This is a genomic window from Trichococcus collinsii, assembly GCF_900107505.1.
GTDB lineage: Bacteria > Bacillota > Bacilli > Lactobacillales > Aerococcaceae > Trichococcus > Trichococcus collinsii.
In genome coordinates, this window is record NZ_FNQH01000004.1 from 104,242 (window position 1) to 123,050 (window position 18,809).

At 47.7% G+C, this 18,809-nt stretch carries 15 protein-coding genes and 1 pseudogene; 3 read left to right on the plus strand and 13 right to left on the minus strand.

Features of this window, described 5'->3' with window-relative positions; translation table 11 throughout:
* Window positions 1-10: 10 nt before the first annotated feature.
* From pdxA to mgtE, 8 genes are all read right to left on the minus strand, one after another.
* On the minus strand, window positions 11-1,042 hold the full coding sequence (gene pdxA / locus BLV66_RS10610) for a 4-hydroxythreonine-4-phosphate dehydrogenase PdxA (RefSeq protein WP_176974231.1): 1,032 nt from the start codon (window positions 1,040-1,042) through the stop codon (window positions 11-13).
* Complete coding sequence (locus tag BLV66_RS10615; protein WP_086986143.1) at window positions 1,035-2,219, minus strand: iron-containing alcohol dehydrogenase; 1,185 nt, start codon at window positions 2,217-2,219, stop codon at window positions 1,035-1,037. Before BLV66_RS10615 ends, pdxA begins: the two co-directional genes overlap by 8 nt.
* On the minus strand, window positions 2,201-3,463 hold the full coding sequence (locus tag BLV66_RS10620; protein WP_086986144.1) for a four-carbon acid sugar kinase family protein: 1,263 nt from the start codon (window positions 3,461-3,463) through the stop codon (window positions 2,201-2,203). The genes BLV66_RS10615 and BLV66_RS10620 overlap by 19 nt, the downstream gene beginning before the upstream one ends.
* Window positions 3,464-3,639: 176 nt before the next feature.
* Window positions 3,640-5,544: a sigma 54-interacting transcriptional regulator gene (locus BLV66_RS10625; protein WP_086986145.1), complete on the minus strand. Its 1,905-nt coding sequence runs from the start codon at window positions 5,542-5,544 to the stop codon at window positions 3,640-3,642.
* A 92-nt stretch (window positions 5,545-5,636) separates the two neighbouring features.
* Window positions 5,637-6,077, minus strand: a complete 441-nt coding sequence (locus tag BLV66_RS10630; RefSeq protein ID WP_176974232.1) for a NanQ anomerase/TabA/YiaL family protein — start codon at window positions 6,075-6,077, stop codon at window positions 5,637-5,639.
* A gap of 156 nt (window positions 6,078-6,233) precedes the next feature.
* Complete coding sequence (gene rpoN / locus BLV66_RS10635; protein WP_176974233.1) at window positions 6,234-7,529, minus strand: RNA polymerase factor sigma-54; 1,296 nt, start codon at window positions 7,527-7,529, stop codon at window positions 6,234-6,236.
* Between the two features lie 100 nt (window positions 7,530-7,629).
* Window positions 7,630-8,952 carry a purple acid phosphatase family protein gene (locus BLV66_RS10640; RefSeq protein WP_086986148.1) on the minus strand — a complete coding sequence of 441 codons (1,323 nt, stop codon included), beginning with the start codon at window positions 8,950-8,952 and terminating at the stop codon, window positions 7,630-7,632.
* Between the two features lie 138 nt (window positions 8,953-9,090).
* Complete coding sequence (mgtE, locus tag BLV66_RS10645; protein ID WP_086986149.1) at window positions 9,091-10,428, minus strand: magnesium transporter; 1,338 nt, start codon at window positions 10,426-10,428, stop codon at window positions 9,091-9,093.
* Window positions 10,429-10,815: 387 nt separating this feature from the next.
* Between mgtE and BLV66_RS10650 the strand changes: the two are divergent.
* Window positions 10,816-11,046, plus strand: a pseudogene (locus tag BLV66_RS10650) ((4Fe-4S)-binding protein); the annotation flags it as partial.
* A gap of 206 nt (window positions 11,047-11,252) precedes the next feature.
* Here the strand turns inward: BLV66_RS10650 and BLV66_RS10655 are convergent.
* A complete protein-coding gene (locus BLV66_RS10655) occupies window positions 11,253-12,467 on the minus strand; it encodes an MFS transporter (RefSeq protein WP_176974234.1) in 1,215 nt (404 codons plus the stop codon).
* A gap of 369 nt (window positions 12,468-12,836) precedes the next feature.
* Here BLV66_RS10655 and BLV66_RS10660 point away from each other — a divergent pair, with 369 nt between their 5' ends.
* On the plus strand, window positions 12,837-13,409 hold the full coding sequence (locus tag BLV66_RS10660; RefSeq protein ID WP_245826714.1) for a histidine phosphatase family protein: 573 nt from the start codon (window positions 12,837-12,839) through the stop codon (window positions 13,407-13,409).
* 214 nt (window positions 13,410-13,623) lie between these two features.
* Here the strand turns inward: BLV66_RS10660 and BLV66_RS10665 are convergent, their stop codons facing one another.
* From BLV66_RS10665 to BLV66_RS10675, 3 genes are all read right to left on the minus strand, one after another.
* Entirely contained in the window at window positions 13,624-15,333 is a 1,710-nt protein-coding gene (locus BLV66_RS10665) for a glycoside hydrolase family 3 protein (protein WP_086986153.1), read from the minus strand.
* 415 nt (window positions 15,334-15,748) lie between these two features.
* Entirely contained in the window at window positions 15,749-16,414 is a 666-nt protein-coding gene (gene pgmB / locus BLV66_RS10670) for a beta-phosphoglucomutase (protein ID WP_086986154.1), read from the minus strand.
* A 455-nt stretch (window positions 16,415-16,869) separates the two neighbouring features.
* A complete protein-coding gene (locus tag BLV66_RS10675) occupies window positions 16,870-17,214 on the minus strand; it encodes a winged helix-turn-helix transcriptional regulator (protein WP_200831811.1) in 345 nt (114 codons plus the stop codon).
* A gap of 136 nt (window positions 17,215-17,350) precedes the next feature.
* On the opposite strand from BLV66_RS10675, the gene BLV66_RS10680 reads away from it, so the two are divergent.
* On the plus strand, window positions 17,351-18,220 hold the full coding sequence (locus tag BLV66_RS10680; RefSeq protein ID WP_086986155.1) for an SDR family oxidoreductase: 870 nt from the start codon (window positions 17,351-17,353) through the stop codon (window positions 18,218-18,220).
* 123 nt (window positions 18,221-18,343) lie between these two features.
* Here BLV66_RS10680 and BLV66_RS10685 read toward each other — a convergent pair whose 3' ends face one another.
* Complete coding sequence (locus tag BLV66_RS10685) at window positions 18,344-18,712, minus strand: YccF domain-containing protein (RefSeq protein WP_086986156.1); 369 nt, start codon at window positions 18,710-18,712, stop codon at window positions 18,344-18,346.
* Between the last annotated feature and the right edge of the window lie 97 nt (window positions 18,713-18,809).

Sequence of the window (18,809 nt, forward strand, 5' to 3'; positions counted from 1 at the left end):
CCTCCCGGTCCTATTTATTTTCAGATAACATACAAGCATAATCGATTGCATTCACCAAGCTTGCTGCACTTGATATTCCTTTTCCCGCATTATCAAACGCTGTTCCGTGATCGACTGAGGCGCGGATGATCGGCAGACCGAGCGTCACATTAACTCCGCTAACATCATCCCATTGGCCTTTTTCGCGATTATAGACAAAGCCGACAACCTTCAAAGGAATATGTCCTTGGTCATGATACATAGCAACAACGATGTCGTACCAACCGCCGCGAGCCTTCGAGAAAATCGTATCCGCTGGAATCGGGCCTTCTGCATTTATCCCAGCAGCCTTAGCCGCTTCCACAGCCGGTAGGATTTCCTCGATGTCTTCTGTTCCGAAAAGGCCGCCTTCACCGCAATGAGGGTTCAAACCCGCCACCCCGATTTTAGGCTCCGCAATCCCCAAGCCTTTACAAGCGGTATTCGCTAATTTGATGACTTCCAGCACGCGCTCTTTTTTGACGAGATCACAGGCCTGGCGCAACGAAACATGGGTGGACACATGAACGACTCTTAAATCTTCATGCGCTAGCATCATGGAATATTTCGGTGTATTCGTATAATGGGAATAGACTTCCGTATGCCCTGCGAAGTGATGGCCCGCCAAGTTCATTGCTTCTTTATTGATCGGATTTGTCACTGTTGCATCTATTTCATTTTTCATGGCCAGATCAATGACCTTAACAATGCTTCTGAAAGCAATGTCCCCGGATTGCGCTGATACCTTTCCGATTGGGTAATCGAATTCCTCAGTAGCGATATCGATCACTTCGATTTTGTTCGGTTCGAACTTCGCTTCAGAAACCTCTTTGATCGGTATGATTTCAATATCTATCACTCCAATGAAGCCAGCTGCCTTTTCAAAAACTTTCGGGTCACCTACGAATAATGGTCTGCAGCGTTCATACAGCGATCCATCAAGCAACGCTTTTACGCCAATTTCAGGCCCGATTCCTGAAGGATCTCCCATCGTGATTCCTATAATCGGTAACGTTTTACTCATTCTTTTCGCCCCCAGTTTGATCATTCAGTACAGACAGATAGATTTCCGTGATCTCTTCTTTTGTCAATGCGCGCTTGTTGTTGTCCAACAGTCTGCGCACACCGCTTCCGGCTTCGACAAGGAAATCCAAGTCTTTCAGTTCTACGCCAAACCCTGCCAAATCGGTAGGAATGTCCAATTTTTGGACGATATCTGCGATGTCCTCAATCATAACTTCAGCTTTTTCGTTTATGGACAACGTCGCCTTTTCAGGGTAAACCGTATCACATAAAGCAGCCAGTTCATTGGTTATATCCGGTTTATTGACCCGCATCACCTTTTCAAACAAAATCGCGTTCGCTACGCCATGCGGGATATGGAACTCCCCGCCCAAAGGATAGGACAACGCATGCACCGCGGTAGTTCCGGAAGAAGTGATGGCAACCCCTCCATAGAAAGATCCGATCAACAGTTGCGAGCGTGCTTCCAGATTCGCCGGATTGGCATAAGCTTCACGGATATTGTGGAAGATCAGCTTTGCCCCTTCAGCGGCAAACATATCACTGAATGCATTCGCTTTGTTGGATGTATAGCACTCCACGCAATGGCATAACGCATCAACCGCTGCGGCTGCCAAATGTTTTTGCGGCAGATTTTTAACGAAGACCGCATCCAAGATTGCTGCATCCGGAATCAAGGCATCATTGACGATTCCGATTTTGATTCCTTTTTCAGGAACCCCGACGATTGCGTTGCAGGTTGCTTCAGATCCCGTCCCGCATGTTGTTGGGATCAATAATGATTTCACTTGTTTCTTGGCGATTCCCGGCGTTTCCAACAGATTTCCGATTGAATAAGTCGCTCCTTTAAGGACGCTAACCAATTTTGCGACATCCAAAACGCTTCCTCCGCCTACTGCGACGATATAATCGGCTGGCGTATCCCCAATCTCGCTGACAAGCTGTGTCACGTCATTATGGGTAGGCTCTGCTTGGACATGATAGAATATTTCCGAGTTCACTCCCGCTTCACGCAGCAACTCCAGAACAGGCTGGATGATGCCCGCGCCTTCGATGCCTTTGTCGGTGATCAGCAGGACATTCTTGACTTCTTCGCTCTCGATGATGTCCTTCATTTTCAGATAGGAATCATTTCCGGAGAAGACCTTTCCCGGTACTTTTAATTGATTGATTGCCATTTTTTTACCTCTTTCGATGTATTTAGGAAGAAATTCCTTATATCAATGAGTGCTTGTTCTTCTCCGAAGCCACCCGACTTCGTAGCAATGACCGCTCCATCCAAGTCGCCTCCGACGATTTCCCCGTAAGGGACACCCGGCAGTATTTCTTCCCTAAGGATGATGCCGCTGGCTCCAAACGTTTTGCATATCTCTAGGGCCGTGTCCCCACCTGTCGCAATGATCTTGGAAATGGGTTTGTTGGCATTGATCTGGACAGCGATGTCACCGATCACTTTCATTATTTTCTTGGCTGCCGTTTCCATTTCGGCAGTGACTTTCAGATTGAAATCAGATTCTTCAAAAAGGCTATCCAAGACAAGCAGGCATTCATCTTTCAGATTTTCTTTGAAAAGTTCGTCCAACACTCTGGCGACTTCCTTTGCTGCGTCGCCCTGCTTGATTTCCTCAGCGTTGAGGATCGCGATGCTGAGGTCTGAGCCCTCTCTCATCAGGTGTCTCACTTGCTTTGCCGTCACCTGACTCCTTGAACCGATGGCATACAGCAAAATGCCTTCCCTTATATTCTGAGGCTGATTGGTTTTTGTCTGTTCGGACTGATTTTTTATGTAGCTTGCGATTCCGGCGCTTCCGCACAACAGAACATCTTTCTTTGCTTCTTCAAAAACGGAGTGGACCGTTTCCAGATCAGCGTTGCTTTCACCGTCAAACAAAATGATTTGACAACCTTTACATTTTAATTCTTCAACAAACGCAAGTAAATGCTCTTTTCCTTTGCGGACTTCCTCGATAGCGACATGCCCTATTTTTTTTATCGATTCTTTGTTGAACAAGTCAGCCACATCGATTGTTTTTCCCAGGTTCAAAATTTTCCCCTGGGTCATGCTGCGGTTGCCTTCAGGGAACGCCGGTACCACATAGGCTGAATGAAACGCGCCGGCATCCATCACTGCTTCAATTTCTTGTACAGGATTCCCGCGAAACAGGGAATCTATTTTTTTGTAATAGTATGCATCAGGGAATGCTACTCTTTGTTCCTTGACCAATTGATGAACCGCTGCAAATGCATCCGCTGGTGGCATCGCTCTCGTATCAGTATTGATGGCGACAGCACCATAATCGGATATTTGATTTTGATCCAAATTATTGGCTGTTATCGCAACATAGGTCGCGAATCCATTTTTTGTGAACTGAATAGCGCTATCATTGGCGCCTGTCAAATCGTCAGCAACAATAAAAATCATGCCCCGCCCTCCTTTGTCTGTAATGGTTTCTTACTCTCACACTTATATATTAGCAAGTAGCGTGCCAACTTTTTCGTTCAACACAAAAAGTGATGAAATCAAGCTTTCCGCTTTTTTTCATCACTTCTCGATGTTAAATTTGTATCATTATGCAACATTCGTGTTCTTCTTTTGCATCATTTCTTGTTCTCGTTCAATTTCCGGTACAAAGTGGATCGGTTGATCCCTAAAATTTCACTCAATTCGTTTGTGGTCGCGACCTTATTTTGAAGATACGCGATATATTCTTCTTCCAATGCTTTCAGGGTCGGCAAATCCGCAAATAATCCCTCAACCGATTTTATTTCGGTCTTTTCGAGCTGCACGCTATCATTAACGGAGGATTCTTTCTGGATATCGGCCAATGCGATTTTGTCGTCATCCGCCAGAATGACCCCTCTTTCGATCAACCCTTCCAGTTCGCGAACATTGCCCTTGTAATGATAGTCGGTCAGATATTCAACGACTTCTTCGCTGAAACCGAGTCCTTTTTTATCGTATTTTGTGCTGTATTTACTTAGGTAAAAATTCATCAAGATAGGGATATCTTCCTTGCGCTCATCTAAATGCGGGATCTTCAGGCTCAAAATATTCACACGATACAGTAGGTCCTCACGGAACCTTCCTGCCGCTGCTTCCTTCTCCAGGTTTTTGTTCGAAGCACAAATGATTCGCACATCGATCGGCACAATCGAGGTCCCGCCTACCCGCACAATCTGGCGTTCCTGCAGCACGCGAAGCAGATGCCCTTGGGTTTGAAGCGGCAATTCACTTATTTCATCCAAAAAGATCGTGCCGTTATGGGCCATTTCAAACATGCCCGGCCGACCGCCTTTCCGGCTTCCCGTAAAGGCACCTTCTTCATAACCGAACAATTCGCTCTCTATCAAGCTTTCAGGCAGCGCCGCACAGTTCACAGCCACAAACGGTTGATGCCTCCGCGAGCTCTGATTGTGGATCCCTTGGGCGAACAGTTCCTTGCCGACGCCGGTCGCTCCTTCAATCAGGATTGTGCTGTCATATTGACTGTATTTTTTTGCGCGGATGATGCACTCCCGCATGATGCGGCTACTGTGCTTGATGTCCGAAAGTAGATATTTCGCCGCAAAGCCCGTTCCCAGAACCTTTTTCCGGATTTTATTCTCGAATTTTTGCAGCGTGGCCACTTCCTGGAAAATCAGAACGGAACCGCGATTTACGTTCTGCACTTGGATCGGTACATTGCTGACGGCCATATTCCTGCCGTCGATAAGGGCCAGCTCTTCGATGACGGTTTCTTCTTCGCTGTATATCTTCAAGAAATCCTTCAGTTCAGGCACTGATCGGATCGTCTTTCCGATCAGATGATTCTTGTCCAGATTCAGAATCTTTTCAGCCATCAGGTTGCAGGCAATCACAGTTTCTTTCTCATCCGTTGCGATAAAGCCATCATGCACACTGTCCATCAGAGCTGTGTAGCGTTTGTTGAACTCGCTCTCTTTTTTTTGCCCTTCCAGAACGGCTTGGGCATCATCGATCACCATCTTGACGGACTCATCGCTGCTCGCGATGATTTGGCAAGGATAGCCCAGCCTCCTGCAGTGCTCCGTTACGATCGTATCCCCAATAAAAGAATGGATCCCTTTCTTCACGAAATTCTTGATGTAGGGTTCCACTTTTTCGTCGTATTGCAGCTGATGGATATGGATGTGATCGTGGTTCAGGTTGGCCAACATTCTGTAGGCCTGGATCATATTATCGTAGCCCATGATCGCGATATCTTCTTCTGATTTCACGATCGTCCCGATGCTGTTCTCGATATCGAAAATCGTCAGCTTCAGTTCCAACACGATCGTATGCAGTTTACTTTTTAATAATTTGTAGGTACCTCCCCGGGAAATGACGATTGTCGCACCGTCATTGACCGCTTTTTGCGCCAAAATCAGTCCCTGATCCAGATTGCCTTCAAGAACCTCCATATTGGTGATTTGATACTTTTCGATTACTCTGTTGACGGTATTCGTCAACTCTTGATAAGGACTGATGAATACAATTCCAGCCATCCGCGATGCCTCCAGTCATGAGGGTTTATGCAAAAACCGCATTAAACGAGGTTTCATTCCCCGTTTCAATGCGGTTTTTCTATATTAAAGGTCTACAATTTGATTTTTATAACCAATTTCCGATAGGAGCTAGGTGCGTCAAGATGCACACAAGCCATATGCCCGTCCTCCGGGAACATGATGTAAAACATGCCTTCATTGATGCTCAGGGTATCTCCCTCACCGGAAAAATTCACTTTATCGACGGCTTCATCGTAAGGTACAGTCTCGTTAAGGAAAGCGATATTTTGCCACTTGATGTTTTCTTTGCCGGCAACTACTACCTGCAAATCCAAAAAGTTTTTATGCGCCTCAAATTTGCCTTCAGAAACAGGTTTTGTGGCCCCTTCCTGAACAAGAACAAAATCGCCGTCACTCAATTCATAGCGGCCGACAGGCAAATCCCAGGAATCAACCATAAACTTGATGTAGTTTTCGATCCTTGGCAGCAAAGCTGCGTACACATCCAAATTTTTCACATAATCATAAATCACAGTAAAACCTTCTTTCATAAATGTTGTGTGTGAGAGAAAGAAACATCCATAAGAAAGAAAGCGGATTACATCGTAATAGTAAAGTATAAAACATAAAAAAGCAAGCCGATTTTCGCGGCTTGCCGGTCAGTCAAAAAGAATGTCAAAAACAAAGGGTCAATCGAATCTTTTTCTTTTGGAAGTGGCGGGAATGTTGAGTTCTGTCCGGTACTTAGCCACTGTCCGCCTAGAAATATCAATTTGTTCCTTTACCAATAGATCGACTATTTTCTGATCGGACAGAGGTTTGCGTTTGTCCTCTTCATCAATCAGTTTTTGGATCATCTGTTGGACTGATGTTGTGGAGAGCGCATCTTCGTTTTCCGTTTTTGCTTTCCGGGAGAAAAAGTGTTTCAGTTCATAGATGCCAGAAGCCGTTTGGATGTACGTATCGTTGATTGCGCGACTGATGGTGGACTCGTGCAGACCCAGCTCATCCGCGATATCCTTCAATTGCAGCGGAACAAGCGGATGGGCTTCATCAAAGAAAAAAGCTGTCTGTCTGTGCACGACTGCCGTACTGACCCGTAAGATTGTTTCGCTGCGGAGCGCCAAACTTTCCTGCAACACTTCGTATTCCTTCTTTTTGTCTTTAATGTATTGCTCTACTTCTTTATCTTGGAGTTGCTCCAGCTCCCCCGCGTATTCTTTGTTGAAGGACAGAATAGGCACGCCATATCTGGTTTCTCTTATCGTCAGCTGCGAGTTTTTGATGGTGACGATGATATCCGGCCTGACGGAAATCTGCTCTTCAGCTTGGAAAGCTGCCCCGGGAGAAGGATTCAGATGCTGGATAAAGTCAAAAACCGCTTGGATATTCTCCATCGATACCGCATACCTTTTGGAAATGGCTCCCCATTTTCTGTTGATCAGATTATCGAATGATTCTTCTAATACAAGATAAGCGATGTCGGGCGCATCCTCCCGCCGTTCTGTCTGCAACATCAAGCACTCCTGCAGATTGCGTGCGCCGATGCCCGGCGGATCCAGTTGCTGCAGCAACGTCAGGGCATCCATCAATTGGATGGGGGCAGCCTTTGTTTCGTCAACTGCTTCTTCGAGGCTTTTGATGACATAGCCTTTATCGTTCAACTGGTTGATCCACCAAAAAATCAACGTGCGGAGATACGTATCGCGGTAAGTCAGCATAACTTGCTCCGTAACGTATTCAAAAAGGGATTGTTTGCGGTCGGGTATCCAGCTCAGATCATTGGCTTGGCTTTTGTTTCCCGAAGTTCGCGACTCCCTGACTTCCAGCTGCAGGAAAGGATTTTCCAGAACCTTGTTTTCCAAATAATCACGTAAATCCAATCTGCCCAATTGCAGCAAATGAATCCCCTGCAGCGTCCTTTGGGAAAGCGCTTGCTTTTGTGTCTGCGTCTGGGTCAGATTGTGGCTTTGGCTTAGATTCACAATTTATTCCTCTTTTCTGGTTCTGCGATAATTCGATGATTCCATTAGAACATCTTTCCGGCCTAACATCAAGCACAAAAAACCTTATCGTTCTTCTTTATTATTCCTCCCCAACCGTCTTAACAACGGTGTACTCATCCACCACAGACCGATCGGACACTTTGTACGTGGTGAAGGTGAGGGAATCATCCGTCACTTCGACGTTCATATATGTTGGTTCCTCCAGTTGCAGCGCGACTGCGGAGTAGCGTTCATAAACGGAAGGGTCTTGCATCTCATAATATTTCGAATCGGAAGCCGAATTGCCGGTCAAGTAGACGGTGCCATCCGGATCGACAGCCGCCCCTTCTTCATTGTAGCTGATTTCCTCGACCACCTGATCTCCTTTCAACTGGTCGGTCCGCACATACACATGGTCGTGGCCCATCAGAACGGCGTCGATATCCAACTCATCGAATGCTGGCACCAAACCCGCGCGCAAGGTCAGGATATCCTCGTCGCGCGCATGATCCGCGCTACTGTATAGCGATTTGTGCAGCAAAACAAACCTGTGGGTCGCATCGGGGTTTTCCGCAATCGCCAACTCCATCGCTTTACGATGCTCCTCGACATCACTACTTTGGGAATTCAAAGCCATGAACAAAGTGTTTTCATAGGAAAAGAAAAAATCGCTGCCTTCGGAATCCCCTCCCAAGCCTGTTTCATTCGGCACATTAAAATAATCCGCAAATGAGGCCGCATCATGGTTACCGACAATAGGCAAAATGGGATAGGCGGTCAGCTCTTTCGGGAGGAACCAGCCGTCATATTGTTTCAGATTGTAGGCTGTATCCACCTGATCTCCCGCCGATACAAGAAAGGCCGTATCGGGAAACATCTCCGTCGCGGTCGTCACCGTCTGGTCCCATCCCTCCGCATCGATCTGGGCACTATCACCCGCTCCAATCTGCGGATCGCCGAAGAAAAGGAAGTTGAAGTCGCTGTCTTCGGTCGCCTGTGTCCGGAATGTATAGGATTCCGACCAGACACGGTGGCCGTCCCCGAACCGATAGGAATAAAGCTGGTTCTCCTTCAGTCCGGTGATCTTGGCTTTGTGTCTGGATTGGTCGCCCGAAAGACTTTCGACAGTCGCCTCAAACGTCTCACTCGACAGAATATTGCCTGCTTCATCCAGACGGTTCAGCTCCACTACGGCTTTTTTGTTCATGCCTCGGGTATGCCAACTGAACGTCCGCTCCGTTTCATCAGATCCTGGGGCAAAGGCTATATGGAATACATCCAATGTATAAGGAGCATCTTTGGTTGCCACCGATTCTTCGACCGCGAAATCACTGTATGGTTCCTTCGTGCAGCCAGCCATAGCCGTCACCATTATCAGTATTACAAAAAGGATTTTCATCCTACGATTTCTGTTGAACATCATCCATCCCCTCCAAAACGTACTAGAGCCACTTGCAAGAAAATTGATTTACATACATTATATAACATCAGCCATAAATCAAAAAAAAGAAAGGCCGCTTATCTCGTAAGCGCCCCTCGGATAACCCTTTGCGCATGCCTGTCACAACAAGTGCGGCAAGAACATTTTAGCCAAGCTCAAAAAAAGAAAGAACCCGAATACATCGGTCGCCGTGGTCAAGAAAATGGAGGAAGAAATCGCCGGATCCAAATTCCATTTCTTCAAGGCCAAGGGAATCAAGAACCCAAAGAAGCCCGCGATGATGAGATTTCCGATCATGGCAATGAAAATGATGAGTCCCAAAAAGAAATTATCGTATCTCAAGTAAAGGATGATGCCAGTGATCAACCCGGTCACCGACCCGTTGACCAAACCCAAGCCGACCTCATTGAAAACATATTTCCAATCGTTTTTTATATCCACTTCCCCCAAGGCGATGCTCCGGATGACCACTGATAAGGTCTGGGAACCAGCATTCCCACCCATTCCGGTAACGATCGGCATCGCAGCCGCAAGGGCGACCACTTGGATGATGACATCCTCAAACATCCCGACCGTAAAGGAAGCCAGGAAGGCAGTCATCAAATTGATGACCAGCCAAGGCAGCCTTCTGACAACAGAAGTGCTGATTTTGTTGCCTACCTTTTCATCTTTGCTTACCCCTGACAGCATCAGCAAGTCTTCTGTTTGTTCCTCAACGATAACGTCGATGATGTCATCGATCGTGATGATGCCGAGGATGACGTTTCTGCGGTTCACGACCGGGATGACTTTCAGATCGTATTTGGAAACGATCAGCGAAACTTCTTCCTGGTCGGTTTCCGGGCGAACCGAGAGGACATTGTCGTTCATGATTTCTTCCAAGCTGATATCTTCAGCGGAGGCCAAAATATCCCGCAAGTCGGCTGATCCGATCAGTTCATTCGCCTTATCGACGACAAAAATCGTTTCGATGATTTCCGTTTTAGGGCCGATGCGCCGGATTTCCTGCAGCACATCTTTCATACTTAGCTCGTTTCTCAAGGCGATGTATTTCGTCGTCATGATCCCCCCAGCCGTGTCAGGTCCATACCCCAACAGCATCTGGATCTCATTCGAGTCGCTTTTTTTCATCATCCCCAAGATTTCTTTGCGTTGTCCGACGCTGATTGTTCCCAGGATATCAGTAATGTCATCGGGCGACATATAGGCGAAGAACTTGACGATCTTCCTCGAGTCCAACAAGCCAATCATGCCCTGCTGGAGTTCTTCTTCCGCCTCCTCTATGATGGCGGCGATTTCCTTCGCATCCAACAGGTTTAGCAAGGCAGCCAATTCTTCATCTTCAAATTCAAACAGAGCCGTTGCGACGTCCACCGGATAGTGATCATCGATGAGCTCTTTCAATTCCCTAACATTTTGGTTTGCTACTGCGTTTAACAACAATTCGTTCAATTCCATGTCTACACCTCCAAATTGATTCATTTTTTTGAAGGCATAACAGACGGATTCTAGATGACAAGTTTCCGGTTTATATTATCTGCGATTGGGCTGAGGATACAAACAGACCTGATGGCTGGCTCCGGTTGGAACCATTCAGGCTAAAATCGCACCTAGGTGTTTTATCTGCTATACCCTGACTACTGTCCGCGTCCATTTGACCTCACCTCAATCTTTCTGTTTTTCATTACGCACAAGGATATCGAAAATCCCCCTGCTCTCCATACTTAGTCTACTACTTATCACCGCATATGACCACCTTTCCTGTACTGATTTCAAGATCAGAATGTTATAATAGACGCAAATGAATCCGCTGCCAAAAAGCAGCCCGAGAGGGGAGCCATTATTATGAACGAGTCTGACCTATTAGCGAACGGTTATCGAAAATACACAGGGGAAAAGGTCGATGTCTACTTCAACTTAAGCGTCTGCACGTACTCCGGCAACTGCGTGCGGGGGAATCACGCAATCTTCGACACGAAAAGAAAACCGTGGATTTTGCCTGATGCTGATTCTCCCGAAGAAGTGGCCCGCGTCATCCACACTTGCCCATCCGGAGCATTGAAGTACCGCTTGAAAGGTTCGGAAGAAATCTTGCCGACCTTTCCCTTGGGAGCAATGAAGCCCGAGCAAATTGAAGACAGCACTGAGGAAAAAAACGATTGCCCACCGGATGAAACTAAAAAATAGCCGGCTGTCCACACCTTTTACCCAAAAAATAACCCGTGAAGGACATCAAGATCCTTCGCGGGTTATTTTTTTCGCCTAAGTATTATTCATTCGTTTCATTCCGCCGCAGCTACTTGCGCAGATCTCCAGGGTTTCTTCAAGGTCATCACAAACCTGAAGACCGCCAACCCGAGCAGGATCGCTGCTTCTATATAGAAGATACCGCGCACCGAGGTCAAACGGAACAGCCGCTCCAACACCACGATGCCGTATGGGGAGAAGGCTGCTCCAACATTGAATCCTACCAGAATGAGCGAAGTCCGGTAAGCCGCGTTGCCGGCAGAGGACGTGCTGACCTTGTTGAAAAGATAAGGCAGGAATGTCCTGAAGGAGAAGCCGCAGATAACGGCGGCGATGCTGGTCTGCAGGACAGTGTTCGATGAAGCAATCAAAAACATGCCGATGCTCATGACGGAAAATGAGATCGGAAGCGTATAGGTCCGGGTAATCCGGTACACCTTCCCGAAAAGGAAGCCAGCTGACATGGCCCCCACCCCGATCAGCGCCAGGATGTTGCTGCCATCCGTCGCATCGCCGTATCCCAGCGTGGTCATCAAGGTCGTGCCTTTTACAGCGATTGACATGTAGATGATGACGGCTATGACCAGCAGCACGATATAACCAAGGAAGTCCCGTTTGCCGAGAACAGGCTCGCTGTTTTTTGGGACGGCCGCTGCTTTCATTCCCCCGTCCGCAGGCTTTTCTTTCCCGATATCGTCATACGCGACATTCGGGACGAACAACAGGAACAGGATGAAGACGGGCAATGCGATCAGATAGACCCAAAAGGAGGTTTGCCAATGGACCTTCAGCAGCTGTCCAACGGCGAAAGTCATAAACATCCCGCTCAGCCCTTCGAAGGCGCTCTGATAACCGATCATGGCCGCCCTTTCGTCACCTTCGTAAAAATGGCTGATGATGGCGATGAGGAGCGAATTGAACATCCCCACGCCGAAGCCGAAGAGCGCACGCGATATGAGAATGATCCAAAAATTGTCGATCAGCGCCGGTATGATGCCGGAGATGAGAACGATGGCGATTCCGATCAGGATTGTGCGTTTGTAACCCAAATAACGCGCGAACAGATTGCTCATCAATACTGAAATAATGATGAATAGGGATGGAATGGTCGACAGCATTTCTACGGTTTGGAGCGGAACATCCGCGAATGTTTTCGCCATGGCCGGGATATTGGCAGCAATGGCCCCTCCCGAAACCACGACTAACGAGGCCGAGAGGATGGAAATTTTCAATAGCAGGTCTTTTTTCAAATCGATACCGCCTTTCCGCGACAAAGCACCTCATAAATTTGTAATCCCTGACTTGTTAGGCTAAGCATAACACCTGAAGTGAACTCCAGGTCAAGCGTTTTCAAAAAAATATTTACGTCAGTGGATTCCCGCGCCGAGCGACGGAATCGGTGTGCTCCTCCGGCGAGCCAGTCCTCGTCGGAGCACACACTTATAATGTGAGGCGTACTCCGGCGTAGCCTCCGTTCACCGGAGGAGAACACCAGTGTAGCTTATCACCTCAGCCATATGTATGAGAGTGGTGAGAATACGAAGATGCTTCATATTGACTCGTTTCCCCAAACAAGTAGTATAATTGAGTTGTATACGCTTCACATACCAGGAGGTTCTATAATGAAAAAAACTTTATACCTGATGCGCCACGGCCAGACCCTATTCAATGTCCGCAGAAAAATCCAGGGCGCCTGCGACTCTCCTTTGACGGAGCTCGGCATCCAGCAAGCCGGAATCGCCAGTGCCTACTTTGATGATATCGATCTCGACCACGCCTACAGTTCCACAGCCGAGCGCGCATGCGATACGTTGGAGATCGTGACAAACGAATTGATGCCCTACCAACGCCTGAAAGGCCTGAAGGAAATGCATTTCGGCACCTTCGAAGGCGAAAGCGAAGACCTTAATCCCAAAGATAAAAGCACCTTTTTCGTGCAATACGGCGGCGAATCTGGCGATCAAGTCCGCGAGCGGATGGTCCGGACCTGCACCGAAATCATAGAACAGGACGACCACCAGACTGTGCTCGCCGTCTCCCACGCCGGCGCCTGCATCCACTTCCTGCGCGCTTGGCAGGATCCCCGCGAAGTGATGAAGGACGGCATCACCAACTGCTGCGTCTTCAAGTACGAATACGACGTGGAGGAGAAAACCTTCGCGCTGTTGGAAGTCGAACGGCACGGGTTCTAAAGTTTCTTGAAAACAAATCTGGATGAACGAAAAAAGTTAAGGAACGCCTCATTATTTCGAGGCGTCCCTTAACTTTTTTGCGCTTTTCCTACATTTACTTGGTTGCCGAATAGTTCAGAAAGATGAATAAATTTTATTATTCATCTTTTTCGGTCCCCGGTGCTCTGAAACCATGAATATCTCACTGTTATTCATCTTTCTGAGGCCCCCCACTTTATAAGTTCGTGCCCCAGACACCGCAGAACGGATCGACCGGGCTCTTGCCTTGGAATTCGGACTTGCCGATCAATTTTTCGACGAGGATCTCATTCACTGTGTCGTTCGCGGAATAGCCGTTGATGTAAGTCTTGATCATCGGCGCATCGAATAGATGATAAGGGTTCGCCAAGGATACGAACAAGGTCGGGATATCCTGGACAAACCACGGCGCATCTGCAGCCATCAAGCGAACCCAATCGATCCGGCGTGTCGTCTGGTTGCTCGCGGTATCATAATTCGCGACATAGATGACCAGATCCACTTTCGCCTTCAGATCGTCCACGCCTTCTTCAAAGATTTCATGGAAGTTCAATTGTTCGTATTTGAATGTTTCTACCGAAAACCCGGCTTCACTCAGTTTTTCGATGAAGGAACCTTCGGAGGCACCGCCATCCTTAAAGCCTCCGCTCAATCGGTCTTCCAGCATATAGACCCGTACGCGTGGCGTTTTCTCCGGCGAAATCGGCAAGAGATTTTGAGTGTCCTTCACCAAGGTGATGGCTTTGTCCGCGCTCTTTCTTGCCAATTCCAGATGCTCCGGACAGCCCACGATGTCCAACGCTTCAGGCGTAGGAATCAGGCTATTGGCTTTCTGTTTATCCACCAAGCCCATGCTCGCTTTCATCGCCAGAATGCGGGTGACCGCTTCATCCAGCCGCTCCAGGGAAATCTCGCCGCTACTCACCGCATCGCGCATCGCTTGGTAATCTTCGTCGATGTTCTTGTTGAACAGGATCATGTCGCAGCCGGCATTGATAGTTGTCGGGATTGCCTTTTTACGGGACATCGCTGCATTGTAGCCGATCATCGGCGTCGCATCCGTCACCGCTACGCCGTTGAATCCTAAGCGCTCGCGCAGCAAGCCATTCACCAATTCCGTCGACAAGGAAGCCGGCAGAATATCTTTGTCCTCCAAAGCGGGATTGAGCGCTTTGCTGTAGGCAGGCTGCAGGATATGCCCGATCATGACGGAAAGTGCGCCCTCTTCGATCATGGCTTGGTACACTTTGCCGTAGCTTTCGTCCCATTCCGGAACGGACAGGCTGTTCACGGTGCTCACCAGATGCTGGTCGCGCTCGTCCACGCCGTCGCCCGGAAAATGTTTGACCGCCGTGGCGATGCCGTTCTCATGCAGGCCCTTCATTTGCTGGCGGGAAAAATCAATCACTTGATCGACGTCCGAGCCGAACGTCCGGACGTTCGTGATCGGGTTTTTGAAGTTCATATCGATGTCCACAATCGGGGAAAACGCCCAGTTGCAGCCGACAGCCTGCGCCTCACGCCCGGAAACAAAGCCCAACTGATAGGCTTCCTGCTCATCGGCGGTCGCCGCGACACCCATCGGACGGCCATAATAGGTTCCGTCCGAGCAGATTCCGTTTCCGCCGGCTTCGAGATTGGCCGCCAACAACAAAGGGATTTTGCTTTCATTTTGCAGAACTCCGTGCGCCTGTCTGATCGTTTTGGCAGGCATTGGGCGGAACATCATACCGCCTGGTTGGTATTTATGCACAAATTCCGTCAGTGCTTGATCATCCGGATTCCCGGCGATTGGGCAGAAAACTTGCCCGATTTTTTCTTCCACTGTCATCTCGCTTAGTGTATTTTCTACCCAAGAAATTTGGTAATCCGTTAAAAAAAACGGCTTTTCTGTTAAACGTACCATCAAATCACACCTTTATTATTATTCCTTCTTAACGCCTATTATACCGAAGTTCCCGACGCATTAACGCAAGTACATAGGGTCCATTCTTTTCGCATTCACGACATTTTTTAAGGTATCCGCGGGAGCTGGCACTTCCTCCGGTGAGCGCCCTTCTTAACGGAGTTGCGGTTCCGGTGATTTGCTCTACTCCTGCGAGCGAATGTTGGTCGGAGCTGGATGCGTGGTCAGATGCAGTCCTCCGACGAACAGGTGTTCGTCGGAGGTGATAGTTTTACGCTCGCGTCTGCTCCGGCGAAGCCACCACAGCAAATCCGAACCGCAAAAACGACAACAAAAATAGACTTACCATCTGGCAAGTCCACTTTTATTGTTCTCTGCGAGGAGCTTTTTCGCTCATCGCGCAGCTAGCGATCCGTTACTTTTTGCTGTTCGCCCATGCTTCCTGCAACACGGTAAGCGACAGGTAAGCCGTGCTCGGCAGCACACGGTCCGCCAAAGACAAAACCTGTTCATCGCCAACCGCAACCGCAACGATGCCGGCAGCTTTGATGGCTTCAACTCCTGAAGCGGCATCCTCTACCCCTACACAGTCAGTCGGGTCAGCGCCCGCAAGCTTGGCACCCTCCAGAAAAATATCCGGAGCCGGTTTGCCTGCCTTAACAGTCGCCGGATCGACGATGCCATCAAAGTAAGGACGCACCTGCAACAGATCAAGGATTTCCGGCGCATTCTTGCTTGCGGAAGTCACGATCATTTTGATGCCAGCAGCCTTCAGTTCTTCCAACAGCGGAATGATGCCCGGCAAAATGTCATCCGGCGTCATTTCCTTTATCAATTCCAAGTAATGGGCATTCTTTTTCACGCACAATTCATCTTTTTCAGCTGAGGAATATTTATCCGCAACCCCGCCTTGCGCCAATATGCGCTCCAGCGAATCGATGCGGCTTACCCCTTTCAGCTCCTCGTTGAACGCCTCATCCACTTCAATGCCCAACTCCGCGCCCAAATCGCGCCAAGCCAAAAAATGAAATTTCGCTGTATCGGTGATCACACCATCCAAATCAAATAGTACCGCTTTCATGTCCCCATCCCTTTCGTCTGCATTTCTGCCTCAGTTGCCTTAAGCTTAAAATTAGTTCAAAGGATACGCAAGAAATAGGACATTGTCAACGGACGCCTTAGACAGTCAATTATTTTACAAACAGATATTCACTGGCCGCCAGTTGCCCCCGTTCATTCATCCGATTCTGAAATGATTTCGTTATCATTTGCAAAACAGATGCACCGCACGATCAATTCCTACGCCAAAAAGCTACCTCTATTAAGATATGTCATCTATTTACATCCAACCCAAAAAACGGGAACTGATCCGTCTGCAGCAAGTCCGAAAACACCGGATCCACCACAGACAATCAATTCCCGCTAGAAACCAATAAATATTTTTACATAATCACAACCGCCAAATCCTGCCTTCAGCTGTTACGCAACCCGATAGATTTCCACTCCGAACGGTACTGCCGCTCTCACCGCGAAGTTTTACTTACTCACCAAATTTTTTTTACTCCACTCGCCCATACTCTGCAGTATAGGAATAAAACTTTGCCCCAAAGGTGTTAAGGAATATTCTACTTTCGGCGGAACCTCTTTATAGACTTCTCTGTGAACCATCTGGTCTTCTTCCAATTCTCTCAATTGCCTTGTTAAGATCCCTTTTGAAATATTCGGCAACAACCGTTGAAGTTCATTAAACCTTCTTGTCTGCGTGCTTAAATTCCATAATATGATGATTTTCCATTTCCCTGCAATGATGTCTTGCGTTTGCGTAACGGGGCAAACTTCTATTTGATCCCCTACAGGTTCACCAAACCGACTTTTTGCCATGATAAATGCCTCCCATTCCTGATGGTACTTTTTTTGTGACTAGGTCATAAAAAAGTGCCTACTTCCAAAAATCTATCTATTGCTATACTATTAGTTTACATTAAATAAGTAAACAAAAGAATGGGAGAGATGCAATATGAAATTATTAGTAACGGGAGCAACAGGAAAATTCGGCACAAAGGTTGTAGAAACGCTATTGAATACTGTACCGGCCAGTCAACTGGCTGTCAGTGTTCGTAACCCAGAAAAAGCGGGAGAATTAATGGCTCGTGGAGTAGAAGTCCGACAAGGTGATTTTGATCATCCGGAAACATTGGATGGTGCTTTTGCAGGTGTTGATCGTTTATTGCTTGTTTCTGCGGATGGGGATAATGAAACAAGAATTCGTCAGCACGCCAACGCAGTAGCTGCGGCAGAACGCGCTGGTGTCGGTTTCATCGCATACACCAGTTTAGCGAATGCAAAAGAAAGTAAAAACTTATTCGCTCCAACGCATCAGGCCACAGAAGAAGCGATTTTGAAAACGGGGATCCCCTACTCCTTCTTGCGCAACAACTGGTACTTGGAGAATGAGATTTCAAGTATTCAAGGTGTCCTGGCAGGTGCTCCATGGGTCACATCAGCAGAAAGCGGCAAAGTAGGCTGGGCACTTCAACAAGATTATGCAGAGGCTGCCGCTGCTGTACTTTCCGGTGACGGGCACGAAAACACAATCTACGAGCTTTCTGGTAAGGTATTGACTCAAGAAGAAATAGCAGCAGCCCTCGGAAGTGTATGGGGCAAAGCAGTAACTGTACAACAAGTTGATTACGCTACCTATGCTGATATTATGCAGGATGCTGGGGTGCCGGATTTCGTTATCCCTATCCTTGTTGAAATCCAAAAAAGCATTCGAGTGGGCTCCCTGGATGTTGAGAGCAATGATTTCGAAAAACTTCTTGGTCGTCCAGCAACTCCAATCAATGAGGCTTTGAGCCAAATCGTAAATGGACTTACACAAAATTAATTATTGCATTGAACCGTAAAAATGAGGTCCTTTGTTCCCAGTGATTGACTGGGAACAAAGGACCTCATTGCTTTTTAAAGTAAAGTCTTCGGTAGCGTGCTCATCCAACAATGATATTGCCTGTTACGCAGTCCGATAGATTTCCGCTCCGAATGGCATCAATGCCAACTTAGCATGTTTAAAATGCTGCAGACCGAACGGAATACCTACGATTGTCATGCAGAAGATGACACCCATTATGACTTCTTCGGCAGCCAATGCCAAGCCGCCCAACAACATCCAAATTATATTGAACACAAACGATGTGCCACTGTCGCTGATGCGGATTTCCCTGCCGAACGGCACTGCCGCCATCACCGCGAACTTAAAGCATTGCATACCGATAGGAATCCCGACGATGGTCAGGCACCATAGGATTCCGATAACGATCCAAGAAATAAAACTGATGAAACCACCTAACACAAACCAAATCAGATTCATTAAGAAATTCATGATCCTCAACCTCTCTTTCCCTTATATTATAATCCTTGCTATGCACAAAGGCATCAGACTAAGTACTGAATTTTTCACCCCTGGTCTAGGATTTGCT

What these genes read in the sequence shown, in the direction of transcription:
- pdxA (WP_176974231.1), bottom strand. Translation starts at nt 1,042, where the DNA reads ATGAGTAAAACGTTACCGATTATAGGAATCACGATGGGAGATCCTTCA.
- BLV66_RS10615 (WP_086986143.1), bottom strand. Translation starts at nt 2,219, where the DNA reads ATGGCAATCAATCAATTAAAAGTACCGGGAAAGGTCTTCTCCGGAAAT.
- BLV66_RS10620 (WP_086986144.1), bottom strand. Translation starts at nt 3,463, where the DNA reads ATGATTTTTATTGTTGCTGACGATTTGACAGGCGCCAATGATAGCGCT.
- BLV66_RS10625 (WP_086986145.1), bottom strand. Translation starts at nt 5,544, where the DNA reads ATGGCTGGAATTGTATTCATCAGTCCTTATCAAGAGTTGACGAATACC.
- BLV66_RS10640 (WP_086986148.1), bottom strand. Translation starts at nt 8,952, where the DNA reads ATGATGTTCAACAGAAATCGTAGGATGAAAATCCTTTTTGTAATACTG.
- mgtE (WP_086986149.1), bottom strand. Translation starts at nt 10,428, where the DNA reads ATGGAATTGAACGAATTGTTGTTAAACGCAGTAGCAAACCAAAATGTT.
- BLV66_RS10665 (WP_086986153.1), bottom strand. Translation starts at nt 15,333, where the DNA reads ATGGTACGTTTAACAGAAAAGCCGTTTTTTTTAACGGATTACCAAATT.
- pgmB (WP_086986154.1), bottom strand. Translation starts at nt 16,414, where the DNA reads ATGAAAGCGGTACTATTTGATTTGGATGGTGTGATCACCGATACAGCG.
- BLV66_RS10675 (WP_200831811.1), bottom strand. Translation starts at nt 17,214, where the DNA reads ATGGCAAAAAGTCGGTTTGGTGAACCTGTAGGGGATCAAATAGAAGTT.
- BLV66_RS10680 (WP_086986155.1), top strand. Translation starts at nt 17,351, where the DNA reads ATGAAATTATTAGTAACGGGAGCAACAGGAAAATTCGGCACAAAGGTT.
- BLV66_RS10685 (WP_086986156.1), bottom strand. Translation starts at nt 18,712, where the DNA reads ATGAATTTCTTAATGAATCTGATTTGGTTTGTGTTAGGTGGTTTCATC.